This window comes from Micromonospora sp. NPDC049101 (genome assembly GCF_040648675.1).
Taxonomy (GTDB): domain Bacteria; phylum Actinomycetota; class Actinomycetes; order Mycobacteriales; family Micromonosporaceae; genus Micromonospora.
Window position 1 is genome coordinate 249,316 of sequence record NZ_JBEZED010000007.1, and the last position, 24,458, is coordinate 273,773.

The window sequence follows — 24,458 nt, forward strand, 5'->3', positions numbered from 1 at the left end:
CTAGGCAACTTGGCCCGGTGTCCCCATCCCGAAGCCCCGCCTCTCCCCCGTAGTGCTGTCCCTACCACCCCGACCAGGCTCGGCGCGGGATTGGTCAGAGAAGTCGGGATTGAGCAATAATCGCCCGGGCGGCGTGGGTAACGCGCCGCTAAATCGATCTTGTGGAATGGAGGTGCCTGTGGAGTCGCGGCGCGCAGCGGCAAGATCGCGATTTGTGCACGTCTTCACAAGCGCCTACTCTGTGACTCCGACGCGCCCTGCTAGCACAGCCGCCAACCTCGGTCGCCAGCGGGAGTCCATAAGCGGCCCACCAGCGGAGTTGGCCGAGGATCGCACCGCACGGAGTCTCATGAGTCAGCACCGTCACCCAGGCGCGCCCGGCCGCGCCGGTGCCGTACCAGCGCTCCCGGATCTGCCCGAGGCCACCGTCGCTCGGCTTCCGGAATACCTGCGCGCGCTGCACAACCTCGCCGACGCCGGGCACGAGACGGTGTCCAGCGAGGGCCTCTCCGCCGCCGCCGGCGTCAACTCCGCCAAGCTCCGCAAGGACCTGTCCCACCTCGGCTCGTACGGCACCCGGGGCGTCGGCTACGACGTCACGCTGCTGATCGAGCAGATCGAGAATGTGCTCGGGCTCACCCAGCGCCGGGCGGTCGCCCTGGTCGGCGTGGGTAATCTCGGTCACGCTCTGGCCGGCTACGACGGCTTCGCCGGTCGGGGCTTCCGGATCGCCGCACTACTCGACGCCGATCCCTCCCGGGTCGGCGAAGAGATCAACGGCCTGGTGGTCAGGCATGTCGACGATCTCCCCACGGTCGCCGCGGAGGAATCCCTCGCGATCGGCATGATCGCCACCCCGGCCGCCGCCGCCCAGCAGGTCGCCGACCAACTGGTCGCCGTCGGCGTGACGAGCATCCTCAACTTTGCGCCGTGCGTACTCTCGGTTCCGGAGGGGGTCGACGTGCGCAAGGTCGATCTCGCCATCGAGCTGCAGATTCTGTCCTTCCACGAGCACCGCAAGGCGTCGCTGACCGCGCTGCCCGCCACCGGCGGGTCCGCTCTCACCGCCCTGCCGGGCGGGTTCGCGGCCACCGACACCCAGGAGGCGATAGGCACGTGAAACTGCTCGTCGTCGGCGCGTCCTATCGGACCGCCCCGGTCGCCACGCTGGAGCAACTGGCCGTCCCTCCCGCCGACCTGACCCGCACCCTGGACCGCCTGGTCGCCCAGCCGTACGTGGCCGAGGCAGTGATCGTCTCCACCTGCAACCGGGTGGAGGTCTACGCCGCCGTGTCCGGTTTCCACGGTGGGCTCGGTGACGTCTGCGCCGTCCTGGCCGAGCAGGCCGGCAGCTCGCCGGCGGCGCTCGCCAGCCACCTGTACGTGCACTACGACACCGCCGCCGTGGACCACGTGTTCCGGGTCGCCACCGGTCTGGACTCGATGGTGGTCGGCGAGGCGCAGATCCTCGGCCAGCTGCGCGACGCGTACCACTGGGCCACCGGCGCCGACTCGGCCGGCCGGCTGCTGCACGAGCTGATGCAGCAGGCGCTGCGGGTCGGCAAGCGGGCCCACGCCGAGACCGGCATCGACCGGGCCGGCCAGAGTGTCGTCACCGCCGCGCTGGAGTTGGCCGCCGGGCACCTCGACGGCGAGCTCGCCGGCCACCCGGCCCTGGTGGTCGGTGCCGGCGCGATGGGCTCGCTCGGGGTGGCCACGCTCTCCCGACTGGGCGCCGGCCCGCTCACCGTCAGCAACCGGGGCGCCGACCGGGCCGTCCGGCTGGCCGAGTCGTACGGGGCGAGTGCCGCGCCGATGACCGAGCTGGCCGACACCCTCTCCACAGTGGACATCGTAGTGGCCGCCACCGCGTCCACCGAACCGGTCCTCACCCGGGCGGTGGTCGGCGCGGCCCTGGCCGACCGGGACCCGGTCCGGGGCCCGCTGGTCCTGCTCGACCTGGCCGTCCCCCGCGACGTCGAGGATGGCGTCGCGGAGCTTCCCGGCGTCGAGGTGATCGACATCGACCGGATGGCGGCGCTGCTCGCCGACGGTCCGGCCGCCGCGGACGCCGCCGCCGTCGAACGGATCGTGCTGGGCGAGGTGGAGGGCTTCCTCACCTGGCTGCGCGGCGCCGACGTGGCACCCACCGTGGCCGCGCTGCGCGGCCGGGCCGACGACGTGGTCACCGCCGAGCTGCGCCGGCTGGCTCAACGTCGCCCCGACCTCGGCGACGACCTGCGTGCCGAGGTGGCCCGTACGGTGCACCGGGTCGTGCAGCGGCTGCTGCACCAGCCCACGGTCAAGGTCCGCCAGTTGGCCGCGGAGCCGGGCGGCGACCAGTACGCGGCCCTGCTGCGCGAGCTGTTCGACCTCGAGGTGCCGCAGACCTCTCCGGTGGACACCGTCCCGGAGGTGCTGGCCCCCGACCTCGGCATGGCGTTCCCCGGCATCGACCCGGTGTCCGGTGCCGACACCGTCGAGCCGACCCCACCCACTGGAGGAGCGCGATGACCGCCCCCCTGCGTCTCGGCACCCGGGGCAGCGCCCTGGCGATGGCCCAGTCCGGCCAGATCGCCGAGGCGTTGACCGCCGCCACCGGCCGCCCGGTCGAGTTGGTCGAGGTGGTCACCGCTGGCGACCGCTCCCACGCGCCGGTGCACCGGCTCGGCGTCGGGGTGTTCGTCTCCGCGCTGCGCGACGCGCTGACCGCCGGGACGATCGACTTCGCGGTGCACTCCTACAAGGATCTGCCCACGGCTGCCGCCGGCGGGCTGCACATCGCGGCGGTGCCGCCCCGGCAGGACCCGCGCGACGCGCTGATCGCCCGAGGTGGCCGGACGCTCGCCGAGTTGCCGCCCGGTGCCACCGTGGGCACCGGCGCGCTGCGCCGTATCGCCCAACTGCACGCCCTCGGCCTGCAGTTGGAGGTCACCCCGATCCGCGGCAACGTGGACACCCGCCTGGCGCGGGTGCTCGGCCCCGACGCCGACCTCGACGCCGTCGTCGTCGCCCGGGCCGGGCTGGCCCGGCTCGGCCGGCTCGACGTCGTCACCGAGGCACTGGACCCGATGCTGATGCTGCCCGCGCCCGCTCAGGGTGCGCTGGCTGTGGAGTGCCGGGTCGACGACCAGGACCTGGTCGAGCTGCTCACGGTGCTGGACCATGCACCGTCGCGCGCCGCGGTCACCGCGGAACGCGCGTTGCTGGCAACCCTGGAGGCCGGGTGCACCGCACCCGTCGCCGCCTATGCCGAACTCGCCGAGGGCGACGACGGCGATGAGATCTACCTGCGCGGGGCGGTGATCAGCCCGGACGGCACTCGTGACCTCCGGCTGTCCCGCACCGGAACGCCCGCCGACGCGGCGGAGATCGGTAAGGCACTCGCCGCCGAACTCCTCGACCTCGGCGCCGACTCGATCCTCGGCCACGAAGGACACACCGGCCCGGGGACCCAGCAATTTGGGAGCACAGAATGACCCGCACCCGTAAGCCCGTCGGCCGTATCGCGTTCGTCGGGGCTGGCCCCGGTGACCCGGGCCTGCTGACCCGTCGGGCCCACGACGCCCTGGTCGACGCCGACCAGGTGATCTACGACCGGGGAGTCCCGGAGTCGTTGCTCGCCGTCGTACGCGCCGAGGCCTCCGACGATGCCGAGTTCACCCCCGCCGAAGGCGCGCCCGGGGACGTGGCGAAGGTGCTGATCTCCGCGGCCCGCTCCGGGCTGAACGCGGTGCACCTGGTCGCCGGCGACCCGTTCGGCCACGACTCGGTGGTCAAGGAGGTGCAGGCGGTGGCCCGTACCGCCGCGCACTTCGAGGTGGTGCCCGGTGTCGGCCAGGCCGAGGGTGTGGCCACCTACGCGGGTGTTCCGCTGCCGGGCGTGCGTACCGCCGCGGACGTCGAGGACGTCAGTGCCCTGGACTTCGAGGCGTTGGCCGCGGCCGTCGGCCGGGGTTCGCTCGCGCTCGCCGTGGACGCCGGTGACCTCGCCGCCGTCCGGGACGGGCTGCTCGCCGCCGGGGTCGACGGCACCACCGGCGTCGGTGTGACCGGCGACGGCACCGGCGAGACCCAGTACACGACCACGTCGACCGTGGACAGCTTCGTGGCCGCCGCGCTCGGCTTCACCGGCCGGGTGGTGCTCACCGTCGGCGTCGGGGTGGGCCAGCGCGACAAGCTGAGCTGGTGGGAAAACCGCCCGCTGTACGGCTGGAAGGTGCTCGTACCCCGCACCAAGGAGCAGGCCGGCGCGATGAGCGCGCGGCTGCGCGCGTACGGGGCGATCCCGTGCGAGGTGCCGACGATCGCGGTCGAGCCGCCGCGCACTCCGGCGCAGATGGAGCGGGCCGTCAAGGGCCTGGTCGACGGCCGGTACGCCTGGGTGATCTTCACGTCGGTCAACGCGGTCCGCGCGGTGTGGGAGAAGTTCGCCGAGCACGGGCTGGACGCCCGGCACTTCGGCGGCGTCAAGATCGCCTGCATCGGTGAGGCGACCGCGGACGCGGTCCGCGCGTTCGGCATCCAGCCGGAGCTGATCCCCGCCGGGGAGCAGTCGTCCGAGGGGCTGCTGGCCGAGTTCTCCCCGCACGACGAGATCCTCGACCCGGTGGGCCGGGTGCTGCTGCCGCGTGCCGACATCGCCACCGAGACGCTCGCCGCCGGGCTCACCGAGCGCGGCTGGGAGGTCGACGACGTGACCGCGTACCGGACGGTGCGGGCCGCGCCGCCGCCCGCCGAGATCCGGGACGCGATCAAGTCGGGCGGGTTCGACGCTGTCCTGTTCACGTCATCCTCCACCGTCCGGAACCTGGTCGGCATCGCCGGGAAGCCGCACGCGCGTACCGTTGTTGCCGTCATCGGGCCCAAGACGGCGGAGACCGCGACGGAGTTCGGCCTGCGGGTCGACGTGCAGCCACCGCACGCCTCGGTGCCCGACCTGGTGGAGGCGCTCGCCGCCTACGCCGTCGAGCTGCGCGAGAAGCTGGCCGCCATGCCGGCCAAGCAGCGCCGCGGCTCGAAGGTGCAGGGGCCGACCGCCCTCCGCTTCCGGTAGTCGTCTCCGAGGAGGCCCCTCATGTCGTACCCCGAGATCCGGCCCCGCCGGCTGCGCCGTAACGCGGCCGTGCGGCGGCTGGTCTCCGAGACCCGCGTCGACCCGGCCGAGCTGGTCGTGCCGATGTTCGTCAAAGAGGGGCTGACCGAGCCGCGCGCCATCGCGTCGATGCCGGGGGTGCTCCAGCACTCCCGGGACTCGCTGCGCAAGGCCGCCGCCGAGGCGGTCCAGGCCGGGGTCGGCGGGATCATGCTCTTCGGTGTGCCGGAACGGCGGGACCCGACCGGCTCCGCCGGCATCGACCCGAACGGCATCCTGAACGTCGCCATCCGCGACGTGGTCGCCGAGGTGGGCGACGCCACGGTGGTGATGAGCGACCTGTGCCTGGACGAGTTCACCTCGCACGGGCACTGCGGGCTGCTCACCGGAGACGGCGAGGTCGACAACGACGCCACCCTGGCCGCGTACGCCGAGATGGCGGTGGCCCAGGCCGCCGCCGGGGTCGGCATGGTCGGGCCGTCCGGGATGATGGACGGCCAGGTCGGCGTGGTACGCCGGGCCCTCGACGCCGCCGGGCACCAGGACGTGGCCGTGCTGGCGTACGCCGTGAAGTACGCTTCGGCGTTCTTCGGCCCGTTCCGCGACGCCGTGGAGTCGGCGCTGGAGGGGGACCGGCGCACCTACCAGCAGGACCCGGCCAACCTGCGGGAGTCGCTGCGGGAGGTGGCGCTCGACGTCGCCGAGGGTGCCGACCTGGTGATGGTCAAGCCGGCGCTGCCCTACCTCGACGTGGTGTCGGCGGTGCGGGCCGCGGTGGACGTCCCGGTCGCCGCCTACCAGGTCTCCGGTGAGTACGCGATGGTCGAGGCCGCCGCCGCGAACGGCTGGATCGACCGGGAGCGTGTGATGCTGGAGACGCTCACCTCGATCAAGCGGGCCGGTGCGCAGGTCATCCTCACCTACTGGGCGGTCGAGGCCGCCGGGCTGCTGCGCCAGCGCTACTGACCGACTCCCCGGGTTCCGCCGGGGTGGCCACCTCGTCGGCACCCGCGGCGGCGGCCGGAAGTCGCCGGCTGGTCAGCCAGGCGAGCGCCAACAGCACGGCCGATACCGCCAGCGCGAGCCGGGTGGCCTGCGCCAGTTCCGGCGCGAGGTCCAGCCGGCTCAGCGGGTCGAGTCGGTTGGCGGCCGTGATGCCCCCGCCGCCCAGGCCCGGGGCGAGCCGGCCCGCCAGCCAGGACAGCGCGGCGGCGATCAGCGCGGTGCCGGCCGCGACCGAGGTGTGCGACACCGTGGTGAGCAGCGTGGAGCCGGCGGGCAGGTCGTCGGGCGGGAGCGACCGGCTGGCCGCGGTCATCGTCGGCATCAGCGTCGCGCCCATGCCCAGGCCGATGACCGCACCCAGCGCGGCCAGCAGCGGGTACGACGTGTCGGCGTCGAGCACCAGTACCCGGGCCACCGTGCCGGCCACCGCGGTGGCGATGCCGAGCCCGACGACCCGCCGCGCGGAGACGTGGTCGACGAGCCGGGTCGCGACCTGGAGCATCAGCCCGGTGGTCAGCGCCTGTGGGATGCCGATCACCCCGGCCAGGGTGGCCGAGTCACCGCGTACCACCTGCACGTAGGCCGGGATGATCAGGAACGAGCCGAAGTATCCGGCGGCGAAGAACGCCACCGTCGCGGCGCCTGGAGCCATTCCCGGCGCGCGCAGCACGGCCAGGTTCAGCAGTGGCTGCCGGATCCGGCCGGCCCGCCACGCGAAGGTGACCACCAGCATGGCGCCGAGCGCGAGCGGCAGCAGCACGGCAGCGGTGCCGACTCCGCCCCGCTCGCCGGTGACGCTGAGCCCGTAGACCGCCAGCGCCAGGCCGGGGCAGAGCAGCAGCAGCCCGACGACGTCCAGCCGGACCGGTGGCCGTCGCAGGTCGGCGGCGGGCAGCACCGACCGACCGAGCAACACCGCCAACAACCCCACCGGCAGGTTGATCCAGAAGATCCACCGCCAGGACGCGTGATCGAGCAGCAGCCCGCCCAGCACCGGCCCGATCAGGGGCCCGACCAGCACCGGAAGGCCGAGCAGGCTCATCATCCGTCCGCGCCGCCCCGGTGGCACCGCGGCGAGCGCGACGGCCATCCCGACCGGGTTGAGCAGCCCGCCACCCAGCCCCTGGAGCACCCGGAACGCGATCAGCGACCCGACGTTCCAGGCGGCCCCGGCCAGCACGGAGCCGGCGGTGAACAACAGCAGCGCGGTCAGGTAGGTGCGACGGGCACCGAAGCGGCCGACCGCCCAGGCGGCGGTGGGCATCACCGCGACCAGGGCGAGCGCGTAGCCGCTGGTGACCCAGCCGATCGTGGTGAGGTTGGTGTCGAGGTCGTCGACCAGTTTCGGCAGGGCCACCACGGTGACCGTGGTGTCGATCACCGCGAGCAGACCACCCAGGGTGAGATACCAGCCGAGTCGCCGCGCGGACGCGTCCATGTGGCGGCTCAGGGCCGGGCCCGGCGGGCGGCGCGCAGCGCCTCGGCCCACCAGGCCAGCTCGCTCAGCGTGGCGTCGGCAGCCTGCCGCAGCGGCTCGTCGTCGACCAGCCGACCGGTGTCGTCGAGCCGCTCCCAGGGTGCCCGCAGCACCACCCCGGAACGGGTCGTGGCGGCCTGCACCTCGGCGAAGACCAGCCGGAGCTGCTCGACCGCGCGGATGCCGCCGGAACCGGCGCCGTACGACACGAAGGCCACCGGCTTGCGGGCCCACTCCCGGTAGTGCCAGTCGATGGCATTCTTCAGCGCGGCCGGGAAGCTGTGGTTGTACTCGGGTGTCACCACCACGAACGCGTCGGCGGCGGCCAACCGGGCACTGATCGGGCTGGCCGCATTGCCCCCGGGCGGGGTGTCGGCGAAGGGCAGCGGCACCTCGGCGAGGTCGACGAGGTCCAGGCCGAGGTCCGCGCGGCGGCCCGCGTGGGCGACGAACCAGTCGGCGATCGAGCGGCCCACCCGAGGCTGACGGACGCTCCCGACGAGCACGGCGACGGTCGGCGGAGCGGTGTCCTCTTGCATAGTCATGCCCCGGACGCTAGGACTTGAAGTAATGGTGAAGTCAATGGCGACGGGGGAGTGGCGATGGGCACGTTGACGGTCGGCGAGGTGGCCCGGGAGAGTGGGGTCAGCGGCTCAGCCGTGCGCTTCTACGAGCGGCAGGGCCTGATTTCGGCTGCCCGCACCGGCGGCAACCAGCGGCGCTTCGACTCCGACGCGGCCTGCCGGATCAGGGTGGCGCGAGTGGCCCAGCGCATCGGCCTGACCGTCAACGACATCCGGGACCTGCTCGCGTCCCTGCCGCCCGACCCCGAGCTGACCGACTGGGAGGGTCTGCACGATCGGCTGACCGCCGAGGCCGAGCGGCGCATCCGCGACCTGCACGCGGCACTTGACGACATCCGCTCCGGTCGCCGCCTCTGCGACCTCTGACGCCGCCCGCGCGGGTCCCGGGCCCCTGACACCTTCATGCCGGCCAGGCAGCGCCGTGGCTCGAAGGTGCCAGCCGCTGCCGCGAACGGCTGGATCGACCGGGCGTGCCGGCCCCCGGCCCCCGACGTCTCCATGCCGGCCTTTGCTCTGCACCCGCGGATGCGACGGCTACGGTCCGTGACCGGCGCATATTGGGGTGCAGAGCAAAGGGAGGAGAAGGGGAGGGTGGGGGTCGGTCCCTGCCCCTTGGCGGCGAGGACACGCAGTTCGCGGTTCACGGGTTCGCCGGTCGGGCGGGAGCCACCTCCGTGCCGCAATGAGCGCCCGGTTATCCACAGGTCCCTTCGTTGTCCACAGGCTCACCGAACAGGGCTGCGAGGAACGGCGCGAGCCGGAACGGTGGCGGCATGGACGACTCACCGATACCTCCGGATGCGGGAGCAGCCAGCGCCGACAGTGGGATTCCCAACGGCACGAGCCCCAGCACCGCGCACCGGAAAGTCATACTCAGCGAGCCCTCCGACACACCATGGCCGGTCGTTGGCATCGTCCGGGCGATCCGTCGGCACGCCGACCTGAGCCAACGTGAGCTGGCCCGGTGGGCGGGGGTGCACCATGCGACCATCGGCCGCATCGAGGCCGGTCGGACTGTTCCGAGCATCGACCTGCTCCGCCGGATCCTCGCGGTCGTCGGGTGTCGGCTGGCCGTCGTCGACGAGTTCGGCCGGGTGCTCAGACCGATGCGGGACTGGGACGACACGCGCGACGGTGCGGGTCGCCGCTATCCGTCGCACCTGGACACCATCCTCGACCCCGAGCCGGGGGAGTGGTGGGCGGACATCTACGGGCTGGCCCGCCCGCCCGAGACGTTCTACCGCAATCGGGAGGTTCGGGACGCGATGCGTCGGCGCAGCCAGTGGGAGGTGCGGGTAGCTCAGCACCGGGGCGATCCGCCACCGCCACAGCTCTGGCGATACCGCTGACGCCTCGATCGACGACGGCCCGCCGACCCCACTCGGGGGTGGCGGGCCATCATCGACCAGACTCCGGGATCAGTCGTCGTCGGTGATCGTGCCGACTGCGAGCGGGTCGGCCAGCCGCAGGCCGGGCACACCGGCCACCAGCAGCGTCAGCCTCTCGTCCGCCTCCCGCCTGCGGTCACCCCGAACGGTCACCGGGAACGCCACAGACGTCTGCCCGGCGGCCAGCACCCGGCAGCCGGCGTACGGATCGAAGTCCGAGCCCACCTGCGCGGTGAGGCCGACGGCGGCGGCGCACAGCAACACCGGCTGTGACAGCGGCCGGGACACCGTGGCGGTGAAGGCGAGCTGACGGGTGCCCTGGCTGCCCTCGACAACCGTCGTGTCGGCCACGGTCAGCGACGCCCGGGACCGGAACCTCGCCACCTGCGGATCGTGGTCGCTGGAACCGCGCGACCCGTCGCCGGTGAACTCGGCCGGCCAGTCGGCGTTGATGTGCGCCGCCCGCACCCGTACCAGATCGCCGTAGAGCGCGTCGTTGACGAACAGGTGGTCGAGTGTCTGCGCGTGCCCCTCGAAGCTGTACGAGTAGGCGGAGGACGGCACGTCCGCGACCAGGTTGTCCCACAGGTTGTGCAGACCAGCCTCGTAGAGCGGCGCGAGCTGATCCGACGGCGTGGGCTGGTCGCCAGTGGCGATGGGATCGTCCGGGCGGGGGAACACGTTCAGGTCCCCGCCGTAGACCACCCGGGCGCTCCGGTCGGCCGCCTCGATCGCGGTGACGATGGCCGCACCGTACCGTGCCTGCTCCCGCCGCTGCCCGACCCGGCCGTCCGGGCCGGAGGAGTAGTGGTTGCTGAGCGCGTACAGGGTGAACCGCTCGGACGCGCCGGGTGCCGCGGCCACGCTGAACTTGCCCAACTGCGGAGCACGGGTGAAGACGTTGGTGCCGTCCCGACCGGTCGAGGTGTCCACATCCGGCGGCAGCACCGCGTTGAGCGCCTTCGGGTTCTGCACGTCGGCGTTGGCCGGCAGCCCGGCAGCCCGGTACTGGACGGTCGGTGCCGAGCCGAGCAGCGGGTCGTCCGCCGTCGCGGCAGCCAACGACAACCGGTCCGTGCGGTACAGGAACGCCGCGGTGATGCCGCGGGCGTCCGCGCCGGTGCGGTCATAGGCGGCGGCGTACGCGGGCCCGCCCGCTGCCGCCACGCTGAGCGCCAACTCCTGGATGCTGTCCGGAGCGCCGTCGGCGTTGTTGGTGTCACCGCAGCTCAGCGCGGCGCCGGAGACCGTGCAGATGTCCTGGTCCTCGGCCTCCTGCACCAGGATCAGGTCCGGTGCGTGCAGATCCTTCACGATCTGGTCGGCGAGCGCGGCCAACTGCTCGCGGTAGTCCGCCTCGCTGCTCGGCACGTAGTCGAACGGCGGGTCGACACCCGGGCAGCCGGTGTTACCGGTGAAGTCGCAGCCGTCGAACGGGTCGTCGCGGTAGTCGTACAGGTTCTCCACGTTGTAGGTGGCCACGGCCACCTCCTGCGACCGGTCGGCCGGCGTGGGCGGGTTGTTCTTCGACGGGTCGGCCCCGGCGTCGAACTCCGCCCGCTCGACCTGGACGCCGTACTTCTCGAACGAGTAGTAGACCCCGCCCACCGCGTCGGCGCGCAGCGTGTCGAAGGTGTGCGCCGGTGGGAGCAGCGCGGCGCTGTCCCCGGCGGTCGCCTTCACGCCCATGCTGCCGAGCAGCGTCCGTTGGCCGTTGCCGTCGTCGAAGCGGCGGGTCGGGTCGTTGTCCAGCGGGTGCGAGTCGCGGAAGACCCGCCGGGAGTACGGGTCGGCGCGGTCCAGCAGCGGGTCGTCGCGGTCGACCACCCACAACTCGGCGTCGGCGGTGGAGGAGAAGACGTCCCGGCCGCTCACCGCGCCACTGCCGGCGCGGACCCGCATCCGGGAACCCTCGTGGCGCTCCCAGAAGCGCTGCGCGTCGGTCAGCTCGGCCGGTGGCACCGCGTCGGTCACCGCGACCGCGCTGTCCACGGCCAGGCCACCGGCGATCCGACGGACCAGCGAGGCACCGGAGAGCTGGGTGAAGCTGTAGTACTCCGACACCCGGGCCCGCAGCACGACCTCGTCGCCGACGGTCGGCACGTAGCCGCCGATCAGCGACGTGAACGCGCCCATGAACACGAAGATGCCGTCGGAGCTGGTCGGATCACCGTCGGTGTCCCCGACACGGCTCTGCAGGAAGAACCCGTGCTGCTCCGCGCCGGCCGAGGTGCGGGCGAGGGTCAACTGGGTGATCACGCCGCGCACGTCGTACAGCGTGCTGCTCGTGCCGTTGCCGCTCGCCGGTGCGAGCGGTGACCGGTCGGCGGGGCCGGACTCGGCGTCGGTGGTCGGGCCCTGCACCTCGCCGACGGTCAACTCCCGGGTCACCTGCACGGCCAGCGCGCAGGTGGCGGTGCCACCGCCCGCGTCGGTCGCGGTCACTGCGACGGTGTACGCCCCGGCGGCGAGGTCGGCGCTCGCGCCGATCGTGGCGCGGGCGGTGCCGCCCAGGCCCTCGGCGGGAGTGAACGCGGTGCGGGTGATCGAACCGGCCGACGGCGTCGGGCTGACCGAGCCCACCGTCAGGTCGACGATCGTGTCATCGGGGTCGGTGGCGGTGACCTCCCGGCTCGCCGCCGTGCCCGCGCTGGTGACCAGCGGGGCGCCACAGGTCAGCGTGGCCGGGACGTCGACCGGGCCGCCGCCGTCGACCGTGTGCGTGCCGAGGCCGTCGAAGGTGTCGACCGGGAAACCGGCCCACTGTGTGGCGGGGTCGAACGCGTCGGTCGGATCGGTGTCGCCGGTGGTGACTGTCGACAACCGGCGCAGGGTGTTGTCCGCGGTGCTGGTGGCACCGGCACCCCACTCGGTGCCCGGGTCGACGCCCACCTGCCCGATCGAGTCGAGCACGGTGGTGCCCCGGCGCAACACGATCGCGTCGTCGCCGTTGAACAGGCTGGCCCCGGTGGTCTGGTCGGCCTGGGCGAGGATGGCGGCCCCGGCCGAGGCGCTGGCGAACACGAACGTGTCTCCGGCAGCCACCGTTCCGGCCAGCGCGATCGTGGTGGCCGTGGTGGAGCCGTTGAAGGAGAGCTGGAGCTGGTAGCCGCCGGCGGTGAGGTCGACCGGGGCGCCGGTGCCGTTGAACAGCTCGATCGCCTTGTTGTTCGACGAGCCCTCGACGTACTCCGAGATGAACAGGTCGGTGGGCGCGGCGCTGGCCGCGGTGGGTACGACGCCGAGCGCCGCCACCGTCACGGCGGCGGTGGCGGTCGCGAGCGCGGCGAACGAGCGGCGCGGGCGCATAGGGCCTCCACGATGGGTGGATGAGAGTCAACGCACGTTAAGGTGCCCGACTGTCCACCGTCCATCCCCTAGTGGACAGTTGCGTGAATTCCCTCAGCGCGGCGGATCGAGTCGGTGCACCAGCTCGGCGACGTCGACGCTGTATTCGCACCAGTCCCGGTCGGTCCGGTAGCCCAGCTCCGCGTTGACCTTCAGCATCGCCTCGTTGGCCTGCGCGTTCCAGGTCTGCACCTCGATCAGCTCCGGCTCGGCGGAGCGCAGCTCCAGCAGCATCCGGGCCTTGATCGCCCGGTCGATGCCGTAGCCCCGGTGGTCCTGCGCGACGATCGTGTCGTACTGGTCGGCACGGGTGGGGTGCTGTGCGGGGACCACCACCTCGGTCAGGCCGGCCACCTCGCCGCTCTGCTCGTGCCGAGCGAGCACGATGTACGGTTTCATGCCTCGCCGGTGCAGGGTGTCGATGCTGTCGCGCAGCCGCTCCGGATCGTAGGAGCTGGGGCGCAGCTCACCGTCGTCGACGTCGCGGACCTCGGCCTTCGCCCGCGCGTACGCCTCGATCAGGTCGTCCGGTGGCCCGCCGGGGAAGAACTCCAGGTGGTAGCCCGCGGCGACGCCGGTGGCCATCTCGGCCAGCTCGGCCCAGTCGACCGCGGTCAGGTCGAGCACGCTGCGCGTCTCCACGTACTCCCGGGTGAAGCCGAGCGACTCGAAGAACCCGACCGCGGGCGTGTCGCCGACCACCTCGACCCCGATCGACTGGAAACCCTCCTGGTAGACCCGGCGGGCGGCACGCAACACCAGGTCACGACCGAGGCCGCCGCGTCGCACGGACGGGTGCACCAGCACCTCGAGCACACCGATGTCACCGAGGAGCAGCACGTGGACCTGGCCGAGCACCGCGCCCGGGTCATCGGGGCCGGTCGGCTCGGCCTGGGCGATCCACGAGATCCGCCGTTCGCCGGGCATCACCTCGGCGAGGTATTCCCGCAGTGAGGTCTCCCGCCACGGCGGGTCCTGCGGAAGATCGGCCGCCAGCACCGCGTTCAGCGTGACCAGCAGCGACGCGATCTCGGCGGACGACGCGGTCCTGGGGTCCCACTCGCGCACCATCACCTGTCTAGCTTGCCGCTAACAGAGGCCGGGGGGAAGTGTCCAGTTCTCCAACGTATCGAGACGATCACTTCACAGGCGACTGGCCCGTCCGTACCGGTTGGCGGTGTCGTAGACGTCCTGGGCGTACCGCCGTACGTCGTTGTAGGAGAGGATCGCGTTCCACCAGTCGCCGGGGATGCTCAGGTTGCGACCACCCTTACAGAGGTAGTTGCCCGCCGCCAGCGCCGCGTCGTCCAGGTCGTGCGGATCCTTGACCCCGTCGTTGTCGGCGTCCGCGCCGATCTCCTGCCAGGTGGTCGGGATGAACTGCATCGGCCCGATGGCGCGGTCGAGGGTCAGGTCCCCGTCGAGCACCCCACGGTCGGTGTCGATGATCCGCATCCGACCGCCGTTACCGTCCAACGGCAACCCGATGATCTTCGGCAGCGCCTTGCCGTCCTGCCCCAGCCGGGCACCGTTGGCCGAGCCGTGCCCCGACTCGACCTGACCGATCGCGGCCAGCGTGGTCCAGCTCAGCGCGCAGCTGCGGTTGGTCTGGGCGAGCATCAGCTCGGCGTAGCCGTACGCCTGCATGGCCACGGCCGGAATGCCCACCTTGCCGGCGATCTGCTGCGCCCAGCCCGCCAGGGCGTCCGACGGACGCCCGCCGACCCCCGGCCCGATGGCGGGCCCGCTGGGCAGCCCGCCGCTCGGCAGCCCGCCACTCGGTAGTCCGCCGCTCGGTAGCCCGCCGCTGGGCAGTCCGCCTCCGGGCAGGCCGGGGCCGGTCGGGACCAGCCCGGTGGGCAGGCCGGACGGGGCCCCCGGCGGCACGGTGGGTGTGCCGGAAGCGTCGGCCGCGACCGGACGGGGTGCGCGGATCGTGGCCGGCACGAGCAGGGCGCCCGCCGCAGCGGTCGCGCCCACAAGCGCCAGCAGGAAGAGGCCAGGCAGTGTGAGCCGACCACTCGGCCGGCGAGCCCAGGCTCGGGTCGCACGGGCGGCGGAGGCTGCCGCCTGGCGCGGTGGCAGCCGTACCGCGTGCGCGAACGGCACCCGCCGTCGCCGGGCGGTGCCGGAGGCCGCCACGACGGGCAACTCGTCCACACTGGTCTTCGCCGGATCCCCGGCGCCAACCACGGTCACGGCCTTCGCGCCGTCGGCCGAGGCGTCGGTCTTCGCGCTGTCGGCGGGCACGTCGGTCTTCGCGCCGTCGGCCAGCGCCTCGGTCTTCGCGCTGTTGGCGGGCACGTCGGTCTTCGCGCTGTCGGCCGGCGCGTTGGTCTTCGCGCTGTCGGTCTTCGGCTCGGTGGCGGACTTCGACGCGGTCGGGTCACCGGCGCCACCGGTCGCCTCCGGGCCTCCGGTTTCCGAGCTGGCGGCCGTCGGGTCTTCGCCTTTCGACCCTTCGGCCTTCGCTTCGGACTTGAGTGCCTCGACCTGCCTGTCGGCGTTGCCGTCGGCGACCGGATCGGACGCGGCCGACGGCTTCGCGCCCGGAGCGGTGACGCTCGCGTCCGGGCTGGACCCGGTGGCGCTCGCGGTCGGGCTGGACCCGGTGGGGTCGGCGGGGCTGGCCTTGGTGGGGGGTGTGGTCGGGGTACCCCCGATCCGGCCATTCAGCCAGGGCCGGCGGGGGCGGGGCACCGCGGGCACCGGGTCGGGCGCGGCCCCGGAGCCCTCAAGTGGCCCGTCCAGCGGCGCGGCCGGTCGTAACGGTTGCACACGCGTGTCGTCCTCGCCGTCCACCACCCGTCGAGTATCACCCATCCTCCGCCGAACGTCAGATCCACGTACCCTGGGCACATGCCCCGGTACGAGTTCCGCTGCCGCGCCTGCGGCGACACTTTCGAGGTCAACCGTTCGATGGCGGCGGCCGCTGACCCGGCCACCTGCCCAGAGGGGCACGCCGACACGGTCAAGCTGCTCTCCGCGGTCGCGGTCACCGGCCGGGGTGGGGCCGGCAGTGCTCCGACGTCCGCCGGTGGCGGGTGTTGCGGCGGCGCTTGCGGCTGCTGATCGGACCCATTCTCCGCCACCTGGTGGGCTGGCCTTGCCGTGAGCGGGTTCGAGTGGCACTTTGAGGCGGCATCTGCCCGGCCGTTCTCACGATGCGTTACCGCTCGGACTCAGGCAGCATGAACCCGACGTTACGGGCGGAGGTTCCACGCATGTCGCCACGGATCCAGCTCCCGAGCGGTTGGGTGACCTTCGTGTTCACCGACATCGAGGGCTCGACCCGGCTGGCCCAGTTGCTCGGCCCGGACTACCGGCCGGTGCTCGCCGAGCACCGACGGCTGCTGCGTCGGACGCTGGCCAGCACGGGTGGCGCGGAGTTGCTGACCGAGGGCGACTCGTTCTTCCTCGCCTTCGAGGACGCGGCCTCGGCGCTGACCGCCTGCCTGACCGCCCAGCGGGCGCTGTCCAACCACGACTGGCCCACCGCCGAAGCCGCACCCCGGGTACGCATGGGCCTGCACACCGGTTACGCCGAGCCGCGCGACGGCGACTACGCCAGCCCCGAGGTGCATCGGGCCGCCCGGGTGGCCGCCGCCGCGCACGGTGGGCAGGTGCTCTGCTCGGCGTCCACCGCCCGTCGCGCCGAGCCGTTGCCGCCCGGTGCGACCCTGCTCGACCTGGGCCTGCACCGGTTGCGTGGCTTCGACGACCGGGAACGACTCTTCCAACTGGTCGCGCCGGGCCTGGAGCGGCAGTTCCCCCGGCCCCGCACCGCGGACGCGGTGGCGCACAACCTGCCGACCCAGGTGACGTCGTTCGTCGGCCGGCAGGCCGAGCGCGTCGAGTTGGGCCTGCTGGTCAAGCAGCATCGCCTGATCACGGTGCTGGGCGCGGGCGGGGCGGGCAAGACCCGGCTCGCGGTGGAGTTGGCCAGCGGGGTCGTCGAGGCGTACCCGGATGGGGTTTGGTTCGTCGACATCGCCGCGGTGACCGACCCGGGTCTGGTGGCGTTCGCAATCGCCGCGGTGCTCGGCCTGCGACCCGAGCCGGGCCGGCCGATGCTGGACACCCTCGTCGAGTACGCGGCGGCCCGCCGCATGCTTGTCGTCCTGGACACCTGTGACACCCAGCCGGCCGCCTGCGCGGAGGTGATCGCGCGGTTGCTGTCCGGCGGGAGTGGCGTGCGGGTGCTGGCGACCAGCCGTGAGTCGTTCAGCCTGCCGGGCGAGGTGGTGTGGCGGATCCCGCCGCTCTCGGTCGACCCACGGGCGGACGGCACGGAGAGCGACGCGGTGGCGCTGCTGCTGGACCGTACGGCGGCGGCGCGCGGCGGCCGACGACCGGACCCAGCCGAGTCGGCCGACCTCCGCCGGGTGGTGCAGCGCCTGGACGGGTTGCCGCTCGCCATCGAGTTGGCCGCCGCCCGGCTGCGGGTGCTCTCCGTCGGCCAGCTCGCGGAGCGCCTGGACGACGTTCTCGGCACCTTGGACGCCGGTCGTCAGGACCCGGACCCGCCGCCGGTGGAGCGCGGGTGGTCGGGCAACCAGCAGGACACCGTGGACCTGGTGGCCGCGGCGTCCGGGGCGTCGCCGCCCACTCCGGCGAGCAGGGCGGTGCAGCGCTCGGCCACCGAGCGGCACCTGACCATGCAGGCCACCGTCACCTGGTCGTACCGGACGCTGGGGCCCCGGGCCGCCCGCCTGCTGCGGTGGCTGTCGGTCTTCGCCGGGCCGGTGGACCTGGCGACTGTGGAGTGGCTGCTGGGTGACGACCCGCTGGATCCGCTCTCGGTGCTCGTGGACAAGTCGATGGTGTTGGCCGAGCCGCGAGCCACCGGCAGCACCTACCGGATGCTCGACCCCATCCGGGCGTACGCGGCGCGGCGGCTGGCCGAGGCGGGTGAGGCACAGGCCGCCCGGGACCGGCACGTGGCCTGGTCGGCCCATGCGGTGGACCGGGCGCACCTGGGCCAGGACGGCCGCCCGGTGACCCTGTCGCTGTACGCCCTCGACCCCCTGGCCGGGGAGGTACGCGCCGCGCTGCGGTGGTGCGCCACCGGCGGCAGTGCCCGTGCCGGTCTCGGTCTGGCCGGCGGCCTGGACCAGTGGTGGCTCGAGCGGGGCCTGGCCCGGGAGGGGCGGCTGTGGCTGTTCCGGCTGTACGGGCGGATCGCCGAGACGGGTGAGCGGATCCCGGAGGCGGAGCTGGCGGCGGTCTACCACATGCACTCGTTGCATGCCGGCGCGGACGGTGAGTTCGCCGAGGAGCTGCGCTACTCCCAGCGGGCCGAGGCCGCCGCCCGACAGGCCGGTGATGCCGGGCTGCTGGCCCGGGTGCTCGCCGGCAGAGCCGCACCGCTTGTCGACATGGGGCAGTTCGTCGAGGCCGAGCGGGTGTGCCGGGAGGTCATCGACTGGGCGCACGGGCAGGACGTGGTCGGCGAGGCGCTGTTGGCGGTGTTCAGCCTGGCCGAGTTGCTCTGGCGGCGCGGTGCCCTGGAGGAGGCGGCGGACCTGCTGGGGGCGGTGCGTCCGGTGGAGGCGGCCCGCCCGGTGGAGCGGGGCCGGCGGTCGGTGGACATGCTGCTCGGGATGGTCGCGCTGGCCCGGGGCGACGTGATCGCGGCACACGAGCACCTGCTGGTGGCGCTGCGTTCGCGGATGGGTCACGGCTACCACGGCCGCGCCTGCGACACGTTGAACGCCATCGCGGTGCGCTGTGCGATCGGCGGGGACCGGCTGACTGCGGCGCGCCTGTTCGGAGCAGCGCAGGCCACCCGGGCGAGCATGCGTGCGACCCCGGGCATCTTCGGCGGCTACTGGGCCGAACAGCAGGCGGAGTTGCGCGCGGTGTTGGGCGACACGGTCTTCGACGACGCGTACGGCGAGGGCGCCGAGTTGGGGTTGGACGAGGCGGCAGCGCTGGCACTGGACGTGGAACATCCGGACCTGGCAGCGGATTCGACCCGCTTCAGCACCGGCCTGTCCCAGCCCACCCCCCGCCGCCCGCTGGACCCCGACCGCCACCCAGCAACCCGCACCGAACGCGCCTAACCAAACCCCCGAACCCCCACCCCCACCGCGGTTGATCATGAGGTTATAGCTGCGACACGCCGGGCGGACGGGCAATAACCCCATGATCAACGGGCGAGAGGGGGGTGGGGGGTGGGGTGGGGGGTGGGGTGGGTGGGGTGGGGGAGAGGGGGTTAGGTGCGGGCTTGGGCTTCGGCTTGGGCCTTCATTCGGGCGGCGCGGTCGATGTCGGCCTGCTGGACGGCCGCTACCGAACCGAAGATGCTGACCGCCTGGTAGTAGGTCCAGGCCAGGCTGTAGCAGGCCGGCCGGACGACCGAGTTGTACGTGGTGCAGACGCGCTTCAGGTCCTCGTAAAAGGCGCTGTCGAGGCGGGACTTGTTGGCGGAGAACTGGCCAACCGCCTTGTAGTTGCGGTAGCCGAAGTCGTGCCGGTAGCAGCCCAGGTTGAAGGTGAAGCCGAGCGGGTTGTCCGGGCTGGACGAGCAGTAGTCGGTGGACCAGGTGAAGTTGTACTCGGCCCAGGGTGCCCGGTTGAGCCGGGCGCTGTTCCACGAGTTGTAGCTGGATGCGCTTGTCTGGGTCCAACTGGACAGCACGGAGAGCCGTTGGGCGGGGGTGACGGCGGCGGCGGGGGAGGCGATGGTGAGGGTGGCGAGCAGCGCTAACGCGCCCGAGGCGAGCAGGGTGGCGAGACGTCGGGGCACGGGTTACCTCCGCGGGGGTGAGCGGGTGGGCCGGAAGTTACCGGCGGGTTACCGGATGTCGATAAGTTTCGATCAAGGGGTCGACCAGCGGGAATGCGCCTCGCAAACTATTGGTGACATGTGTCGAAACAGGCGAATGCCCCGGCTGCCAGGGGCACCCGGGGCATTCGACGAGAGCGGGTCAGCGCAGGACGAACACCGGCGGGCTGGTGGGGCTCTCGTTGGCCGACCGGTCCAGGGCGGTCAGCTGGTAGGTGTAGCGCTGGCCGGGCTCGGCCGAGGTGTCCACCCAGGACTGGGTGCCGCCGGGCGTGGCCCGGACGGTGTCGACCAGGTGCGCGGCGTCGGCCGTGGCGCACCGGCCGGGCAGCGTGGTGCCGTCGAACCGGTAGATCGCGTACGAGGTGGCGGTGCCGAGTGGGCCGACGCCGTCGGCGGGCTGACGCCAGGTGAGCCGTACCCCGTCAGTCTGTCGGGCCGCCGCGGTGACCACCGGAAAGAGCAGCGGCCTGGCCGGCAGGTGCGGCATGGCCGGCACCAGCGCCGGGCGCGAGTAGTGCTCGGCCGCGTAGTTGTCGGTGGCACCGAGCCGGTTGGCCCGCACCTGGACGGCCGAGAAGTGCACATTGCCCTGCACCTCCGGGTACGACCGGTTGAGCGTCAGGTGGTCGGACAGCTCCCGTGGTTTCTGCCAGTACGGCCCGTACGCCGGGTCGCCGCTCTTGTAGTCGGCCTGACCGATGTAGAGCTGCACGCGGGTGCCGCGCACCGTCTCGGCCCACCACGGCACCAGGCGCGCGTAGTCGGCGGCCGGGTACTGGCCGATGTACCAGTAGAGCTGCGGCACCACGTAGTCGATCCACTCCTGCTTGATCCACGTGCGGGTGTCCGCGGAGATGATGTCGTACGACTGGCTGCCGGTGGTGTCCGAGCCGAGCGGGTCGACGGCCCTGTTGCGCCAGATGCCGAACGGGCTCACGCCGAACTTCACCCACGGCTTCGCCGCCTTGATCTTCGTGCTCATCTCCTGGATCAACAGGTTGATGTTGTCCCGCCGCCAGTCGGCCCGGTCGGTGAAGCCCCGGTGGTACGTGGCGAAGGTGGCATCGTCGGGCACCTGGTAGGTGCCGCTGGGATACGGGTAGAAGTAGTCGTCGAAGTGCACGCCGTCGATGTCGTACCGGCTGACCGCGTCCATCATCGCGGTCTGCACGAACTCGCGTACCTCGGGAATGCCGGGGTTGTAGTAGAGCCGGCTGCCGGCGACGCCGGCCGGCGGGTAGGCGAAGGTCCAGTCGGGGTGCTGCCGGGCCGGGTGGCCCGGGGCGAGCTGGGTCGGGTCGGCGCCGGCGCCGCCGGGGGCCGGCATGGAGACGCGGTACGGGTTGAACCAGGCGTGGAACTCGAGGTTGCGCCGGTGCGACTCGTCCACCAGGAAGGCCAGTGGGTCCCAGCCGGGGTCCTGGCCACGTACGCCGGTCAGGTACTCCGACCAGGGCTCGTGTGGTGAGGGCCAGAGCGCGTCGGCGGTGGGCCGGATCTGCACCACGACGGCGTTGTGGTGCAGCCGTTCGGCGAGGTCGAGCAGCTCCCGGTACTCCGCCTGCTGGGTGGCGACCCGGTCCGGGCTGCTCTGGGACGCCTTGCTGGGCCAGTCGATGTTGACCACCGACGAGATCCACATGGCCCGGAACTGACGCTTCGGCGTGGCCGGGTCGGTGACGCAGGTGGTGGTGGGAGCGGCGGCATCGGTCGCGGCGCTCGCGGGGGTGGCGGTGACAGACGTGCCGAGCAGGGCTGCGACCAGCCCAACGACTCCGAGTCGGGTGGCTCTCATGCGGTGTGTCCCTCCGTTGGGGCTCCCGGATGGTTCGCGGCACACGGCAAGAATCGCCTTGGATGTCCGCGTTGCTGGTAGGAAATTTTCACAGTCTGGCCGTTGCCGCAAGGGTTCGTGGTTGACCAATCGCGCCGCTGGGTAGCAACGCCGGTTACCGACCGCCACGAAGGTGGTCGCACGGCGGGAGGGGTGACCGGGTGTCCGTGCTGCGCACAAAACCAATCAAGGACGTGATAGCCCAGGGTGAGGCGGACGGCAGTGACGGCACGCTCGGGCTGAAGAGACGGCTTGGCGCCGTCGACCTCACCGGCTTCGGCATCGGCATCGTGATCGGCACCGGCATCTTCACGCTCACCGGCATCGAGGCGCGGGACAGCGCCGGCCCGGGCGTGGTGATCTCCTTCGCCATCGCCGGCGTGGTCGCCCTGCTCGCCGCGCTCTGCTACGCCGAGTTGGCCTCCAGCGTGCCGACCGCCGGCAGCGCCTACACCTACGCGTACGCGACGATGGGCGAGATCGTCGCCTGGATCATCGGCTGGGACCTGCTGCTGGAGTTCGCGCTCGGCGCCGCCGTGGTGGCCCGAGGCTGGTCCGGCTACCTGGCCGAACTGCTCGACCTGCCGACCCGCTGGTTCGGCGAGGAGGGCAGCACCGTCAACATCGGCGCCATCGCCATCGTGCTGATCCTGGGTGTCGTGGCGATCGTCGGCATCCGGGAGTCCTCCCGGATCACCAACCTGCTGGTGCTGGTCAAGGTCGCCATCTGCGTGTTCGTGGTGGTGGCCGGTCTGTTCTTCGTCAAGGCCACCAACCTCAGCCCGTTCATCCCGCCGGCCGAGCCCGCGGGCGGCGGCGACGACGGCATCAAGCAACCTGTCACGCAGGCGCTCTTCGGGCTGGAACCGTCGGTCTTCGGCTTCGTCGGGGTGCTCAGCGCCGCCGCTGTGGTTTTCTTCGCGTACACCGGCTTCGAGGCCGTCGCGAACCTGGGTGAGGAGACGAAGAAGCCCAAGCGGGACCTCACCCTGGGCCTGCTCGGCACGTTGCTGATCTCCACCCTGCTCTACATCGGCGTCTCGCTGGTGGTGGTCGGAATGGTGCCGTACACCGAGATCGACAGGGGTGCCCCGATCGCGTCGGCGTTCGAGGCGGTCGGCGCGGGCTGGGCGGCGGTGCTGGTCTCCATCGCCGCCGTCGCCGGCCTGACCAGCGTCATCCTGGTCGACCTGGTGGCGATGGGCCGGATCGGCTTCGCCATCGCCCGGGACGGGCTGATCCCACCGTCGATCGCGGCGGTTCACCCGCGCTGGGGCACCCCGTACCGGATCTCGGCGATCATGACGGTGGCAGTCGCGTTGCTGGCCGGCTTCCTGCCGCTGTCCGCGCTCGCCGACCTGGTCAGCATCGGCGCGCTCTGCGCGTTCGTGCTGGTGTCGATCGCGGTGCCGATCCTGCGCCGCAAGCGCCCGGACCTGGAGCGCCCGTTCCGGGTGCCGTTCTCCCCGGTGCTGCCGATCGTCTCGGCGCTGGCCTGCTTCTACCTGATGCTCAACCTGTCGGTGGAGACCTGGCTGCGGTTCCTGGCCTGGATGCTGCTCGGCGCGATCATCTACTTCGGCTACGGCTACCGCCGCAACCGCCTGGCCCAACACGAACCAGCGGTCACCCCAACCCCCGCACCCCAACCACCGAAAGCTAACCCTCCCCCGCCCCACGCCCCCCTTCCCGCCCCCAGTCCCCCCGCCCCAGCCCCCCCGCCCCCGGCCCCCCGCCCCCCGGCCCCCCGGCCCCTCCCCCGACCTCCTCGTTGATCATGGAGTTATTGCCATGGATGACGGTGTGTCGCCGCTATAACTCCATGATCAACGCGGGGTGGGGGTGGGGTGGGGGTGGGGGTGGGGTGGGGTGGGAGGGGGGGTTAGTCGAAGAAGCGGGCTAGGTGGGAGTGGGGGGCTGGGTCGGCGGTTTCGGGGAGGGGGGTCAGGTCGGCGAAGATCGAGGCGCCGTCGCAGCCCGCGTGCAGTGGGTACCACCGTGGGGCGCCCGGCGGCCGGAGCTGGCAGATTCCTTTGAACGTCTGCACGTCCATCAACCGGACGTGCGTCGGGTCGGCCACCGCGTTCACGTGCCCCCACCAGGGGCTCATTACGTGCAGCACACCACCCGGACGGAGTACGCGGTGGCACTCGTCCACCAGCGGCAGGAAGTCGATCAGGTGTTCCAGGATGTGCACCGCGAAGAGGACGTCCACCGAGTTGTCGGCCAGCGGCAGCGAACCGGAAAGATCCGCGACCGCGTCCACCCCGGGCGCCGGATAGATGTCCAGCCCCAGGTTGCTCGACCACTGCTTGGTCGGACCACAGCCGAGGTCCACGACCACCGGTGCCCGCCCGCCGATGCCGACCCGGCACCAGACGCCGTAGACGCCGGCCAGCCGGCCCACCAGGTCACGCACCAACCGCAGCTCGGCCGGCTCGGCCACGTCTCCGCTGAGATGGGCCACCCCCCGGTCGAACCGCACCTCGACCGCCAAGCCCCGCAGCCGGTCATCGTGTCGAGCCTGGTCCGCCCATGCCTGGGTGAGGGATTCGTCGATCGCCCGCAGCCGGTCGGCCGAGGGCGGAGTCTGTGCCAAAGCGACCATTCGGGCCACCTCCCGCCGCGCGTTACCCGCAATCGCGCCCGGTATGCCCCGCTCGTCCGCGTCGTCGCCTGCTCCGGCGCGGCGGCCCTTGGGCGTGTCGCAGGATGCGGGGCAGGAGGGCAATCGTCTTGATGCCACACAGGCATCAAGATGACTCAGGGGCATCACGCTCGCAGGAGACACCGCCGTCACGAGCCGAACCGCGACCGACGGGCCGCGCCGGGCACCGGGCCGCGCCGGGCACCGGGCCGCGCCGGGCACCGGGCCGCGCCGGGCACCGGGCCGCGCCGGGCACCGGGCCGCGCCGGGCACCGGGCCGCGCCGTG

18 protein-coding genes are annotated in these 24,458 nt (G+C 72.4%); 10 read left to right on the forward strand and 8 right to left on the reverse strand.

What is annotated here, in order from left to right:
• Positions 1-349: 349 nt before the first annotated feature.
• From AB0B57_RS12615 to hemB, 5 genes are read left to right on the forward strand one after another with little or no spacing between them, the layout of a single operon-like run.
• Positions 350-1,120, forward strand: a complete 771-nt coding sequence (locus AB0B57_RS12615) for a redox-sensing transcriptional repressor Rex (protein ID WP_357068331.1) — start codon at positions 350-352, stop codon at positions 1,118-1,120.
• Positions 1,117-2,514 (forward strand): glutamyl-tRNA reductase, encoded by a 1,398-nt coding sequence (locus tag AB0B57_RS12620; protein ID WP_357068333.1) that lies wholly within the window; start codon positions 1,117-1,119, stop codon positions 2,512-2,514. Before AB0B57_RS12615 ends, AB0B57_RS12620 begins: the two co-directional genes overlap by 4 nt.
• On the forward strand, positions 2,511-3,479 hold the full coding sequence (gene hemC, locus AB0B57_RS12625) for a hydroxymethylbilane synthase (RefSeq protein ID WP_357068335.1): 969 nt from the start codon (positions 2,511-2,513) through the stop codon (positions 3,477-3,479). The genes AB0B57_RS12620 and hemC overlap by 4 nt, the downstream gene beginning before the upstream one ends.
• Complete coding sequence (locus AB0B57_RS12630; protein ID WP_357068337.1) at positions 3,476-5,056, forward strand: uroporphyrinogen-III synthase; 1,581 nt, start codon at positions 3,476-3,478, stop codon at positions 5,054-5,056. Before hemC ends, AB0B57_RS12630 begins: the two co-directional genes overlap by 4 nt.
• Positions 5,057-5,077: 21 nt before the next feature.
• On the forward strand, positions 5,078-6,061 hold the full coding sequence (gene hemB / locus AB0B57_RS12635; protein ID WP_357068339.1) for a porphobilinogen synthase: 984 nt from the start codon (positions 5,078-5,080) through the stop codon (positions 6,059-6,061).
• Here the strand turns inward: hemB and AB0B57_RS12640 are convergent.
• On the reverse strand, positions 6,012-7,538 hold the full coding sequence (locus tag AB0B57_RS12640; protein WP_357068341.1) for a DHA2 family efflux MFS transporter permease subunit: 1,527 nt from the start codon (positions 7,536-7,538) through the stop codon (positions 6,012-6,014). The genes hemB and AB0B57_RS12640 overlap by 50 nt on opposite strands.
• A gap of 8 nt (positions 7,539-7,546) precedes the next feature.
• Positions 7,547-8,122, reverse strand: a complete 576-nt coding sequence (locus AB0B57_RS12645) for an NAD(P)H-dependent oxidoreductase (RefSeq protein WP_357068343.1) — start codon at positions 8,120-8,122, stop codon at positions 7,547-7,549.
• 57 nt (positions 8,123-8,179) lie between these two features.
• On the opposite strand from AB0B57_RS12645, the gene AB0B57_RS12650 reads away from it, so the two are divergent.
• Together AB0B57_RS12650 and AB0B57_RS12655 are read left to right on the forward strand one after the other, a co-directional pair.
• The gene (locus AB0B57_RS12650; protein WP_357068345.1) at positions 8,180-8,527 is read left to right on the forward strand and encodes a MerR family transcriptional regulator; all 348 of its coding nucleotides are present in this window, start codon (positions 8,180-8,182) and stop codon (positions 8,525-8,527) included.
• A gap of 407 nt (positions 8,528-8,934) precedes the next feature.
• Positions 8,935-9,510 (forward strand): helix-turn-helix transcriptional regulator, encoded by a 576-nt coding sequence (locus AB0B57_RS12655; protein WP_357068347.1) that lies wholly within the window; start codon positions 8,935-8,937, stop codon positions 9,508-9,510.
• A 69-nt stretch (positions 9,511-9,579) separates the two neighbouring features.
• Here the strand turns inward: AB0B57_RS12655 and AB0B57_RS12660 are convergent, their stop codons facing one another.
• From AB0B57_RS12660 to AB0B57_RS12670, 3 genes are all read right to left on the reverse strand, one after another.
• Positions 9,580-12,858, reverse strand: coding sequence for a lamin tail domain-containing protein (locus AB0B57_RS12660; RefSeq protein ID WP_357068349.1), 3,279 nt, complete (start codon positions 12,856-12,858; stop codon positions 9,580-9,582).
• Between the two features lie 93 nt (positions 12,859-12,951).
• Positions 12,952-13,968 carry a GNAT family N-acetyltransferase gene (locus AB0B57_RS12665; RefSeq protein ID WP_357068459.1) on the reverse strand — a complete coding sequence of 339 codons (1,017 nt, stop codon included), beginning with the start codon at positions 13,966-13,968 and terminating at the stop codon, positions 12,952-12,954.
• Positions 13,969-14,040: 72 nt separating this feature from the next.
• Positions 14,041-15,702: a lytic murein transglycosylase gene (locus AB0B57_RS12670; protein ID WP_357068351.1), complete on the reverse strand. Its 1,662-nt coding sequence runs from the start codon at positions 15,700-15,702 to the stop codon at positions 14,041-14,043.
• A gap of 54 nt (positions 15,703-15,756) precedes the next feature.
• On the opposite strand from AB0B57_RS12670, the gene AB0B57_RS12675 reads away from it, so the two are divergent.
• Together AB0B57_RS12675 and AB0B57_RS12680 are read left to right on the forward strand one after the other, a co-directional pair.
• A complete protein-coding gene (locus AB0B57_RS12675) occupies positions 15,757-15,969 on the forward strand; it encodes a zinc ribbon domain-containing protein (protein ID WP_357068353.1) in 213 nt (70 codons plus the stop codon).
• 152 nt (positions 15,970-16,121) lie between these two features.
• A complete protein-coding gene (locus AB0B57_RS12680; RefSeq protein WP_357068355.1) occupies positions 16,122-18,962 on the forward strand; it encodes an adenylate/guanylate cyclase domain-containing protein in 2,841 nt (946 codons plus the stop codon).
• Between the two features lie 152 nt (positions 18,963-19,114).
• Here the strand turns inward: AB0B57_RS12680 and AB0B57_RS12685 are convergent, their stop codons facing one another.
• Both AB0B57_RS12685 and AB0B57_RS12690 read right to left on the reverse strand, forming a co-directional pair.
• Positions 19,115-19,648, reverse strand: a complete 534-nt coding sequence (locus tag AB0B57_RS12685) for a phospholipase (protein ID WP_357068357.1) — start codon at positions 19,646-19,648, stop codon at positions 19,115-19,117.
• A gap of 181 nt (positions 19,649-19,829) precedes the next feature.
• Positions 19,830-21,485, reverse strand: coding sequence for a family 10 glycosylhydrolase (locus tag AB0B57_RS12690; protein ID WP_357068359.1), 1,656 nt, complete (start codon positions 21,483-21,485; stop codon positions 19,830-19,832).
• A 200-nt stretch (positions 21,486-21,685) separates the two neighbouring features.
• Here AB0B57_RS12690 and AB0B57_RS12695 point away from each other — a divergent pair, with 200 nt between their 5' ends.
• Entirely contained in the window at positions 21,686-23,299 is a 1,614-nt protein-coding gene (locus tag AB0B57_RS12695; protein ID WP_357068361.1) for an amino acid permease, read from the forward strand.
• 107 nt (positions 23,300-23,406) lie between these two features.
• On the opposite strand, the gene AB0B57_RS12700 is transcribed toward AB0B57_RS12695, so the two are convergent.
• The gene (locus tag AB0B57_RS12700; RefSeq protein ID WP_357068363.1) at positions 23,407-24,132 is read right to left on the reverse strand and encodes a methyltransferase domain-containing protein; all 726 of its coding nucleotides are present in this window, start codon (positions 24,130-24,132) and stop codon (positions 23,407-23,409) included.
• Positions 24,133-24,458: the final 326 nt, after the last annotated feature.

Bases quoted from the DNA above. Each gene is read 5' to 3' on its own strand.
- AB0B57_RS12650 (WP_357068345.1), top strand. From the start codon at position 8,180: ATGGGCACGTTGACGGTCGGCGAGGTGGCCCGGGAGAGTGGGGTCAGC.
- AB0B57_RS12700 (WP_357068363.1), bottom strand. From the start codon at position 24,132: ATGGTCGCTTTGGCACAGACTCCGCCCTCGGCCGACCGGCTGCGGGCG.
- AB0B57_RS12675 (WP_357068353.1), top strand. From the start codon at position 15,757: ATGCCCCGGTACGAGTTCCGCTGCCGCGCCTGCGGCGACACTTTCGAG.
- AB0B57_RS12640 (WP_357068341.1), bottom strand. From the start codon at position 7,538: ATGGACGCGTCCGCGCGGCGACTCGGCTGGTATCTCACCCTGGGTGGT.
- AB0B57_RS12615 (WP_357068331.1), top strand. From the start codon at position 350: ATGAGTCAGCACCGTCACCCAGGCGCGCCCGGCCGCGCCGGTGCCGTA.
- AB0B57_RS12665 (WP_357068459.1), bottom strand. From the start codon at position 13,968: ATGGTGCGCGAGTGGGACCCCAGGACCGCGTCGTCCGCCGAGATCGCG.
- AB0B57_RS12660 (WP_357068349.1), bottom strand. From the start codon at position 12,858: ATGCGCCCGCGCCGCTCGTTCGCCGCGCTCGCGACCGCCACCGCCGCC.
- hemC (WP_357068335.1), top strand. From the start codon at position 2,511: ATGACCGCCCCCCTGCGTCTCGGCACCCGGGGCAGCGCCCTGGCGATG.
- hemB (WP_357068339.1), top strand. From the start codon at position 5,078: ATGTCGTACCCCGAGATCCGGCCCCGCCGGCTGCGCCGTAACGCGGCC.
- AB0B57_RS12645 (WP_357068343.1), bottom strand. From the start codon at position 8,122: ATGACTATGCAAGAGGACACCGCTCCGCCGACCGTCGCCGTGCTCGTC.
- AB0B57_RS12630 (WP_357068337.1), top strand. From the start codon at position 3,476: ATGACCCGCACCCGTAAGCCCGTCGGCCGTATCGCGTTCGTCGGGGCT.
- AB0B57_RS12655 (WP_357068347.1), top strand. From the start codon at position 8,935: ATGGACGACTCACCGATACCTCCGGATGCGGGAGCAGCCAGCGCCGAC.
- AB0B57_RS12680 (WP_357068355.1), top strand. From the start codon at position 16,122: ATGTCGCCACGGATCCAGCTCCCGAGCGGTTGGGTGACCTTCGTGTTC.
- AB0B57_RS12690 (WP_357068359.1), bottom strand. From the start codon at position 21,485: ATGAGAGCCACCCGACTCGGAGTCGTTGGGCTGGTCGCAGCCCTGCTC.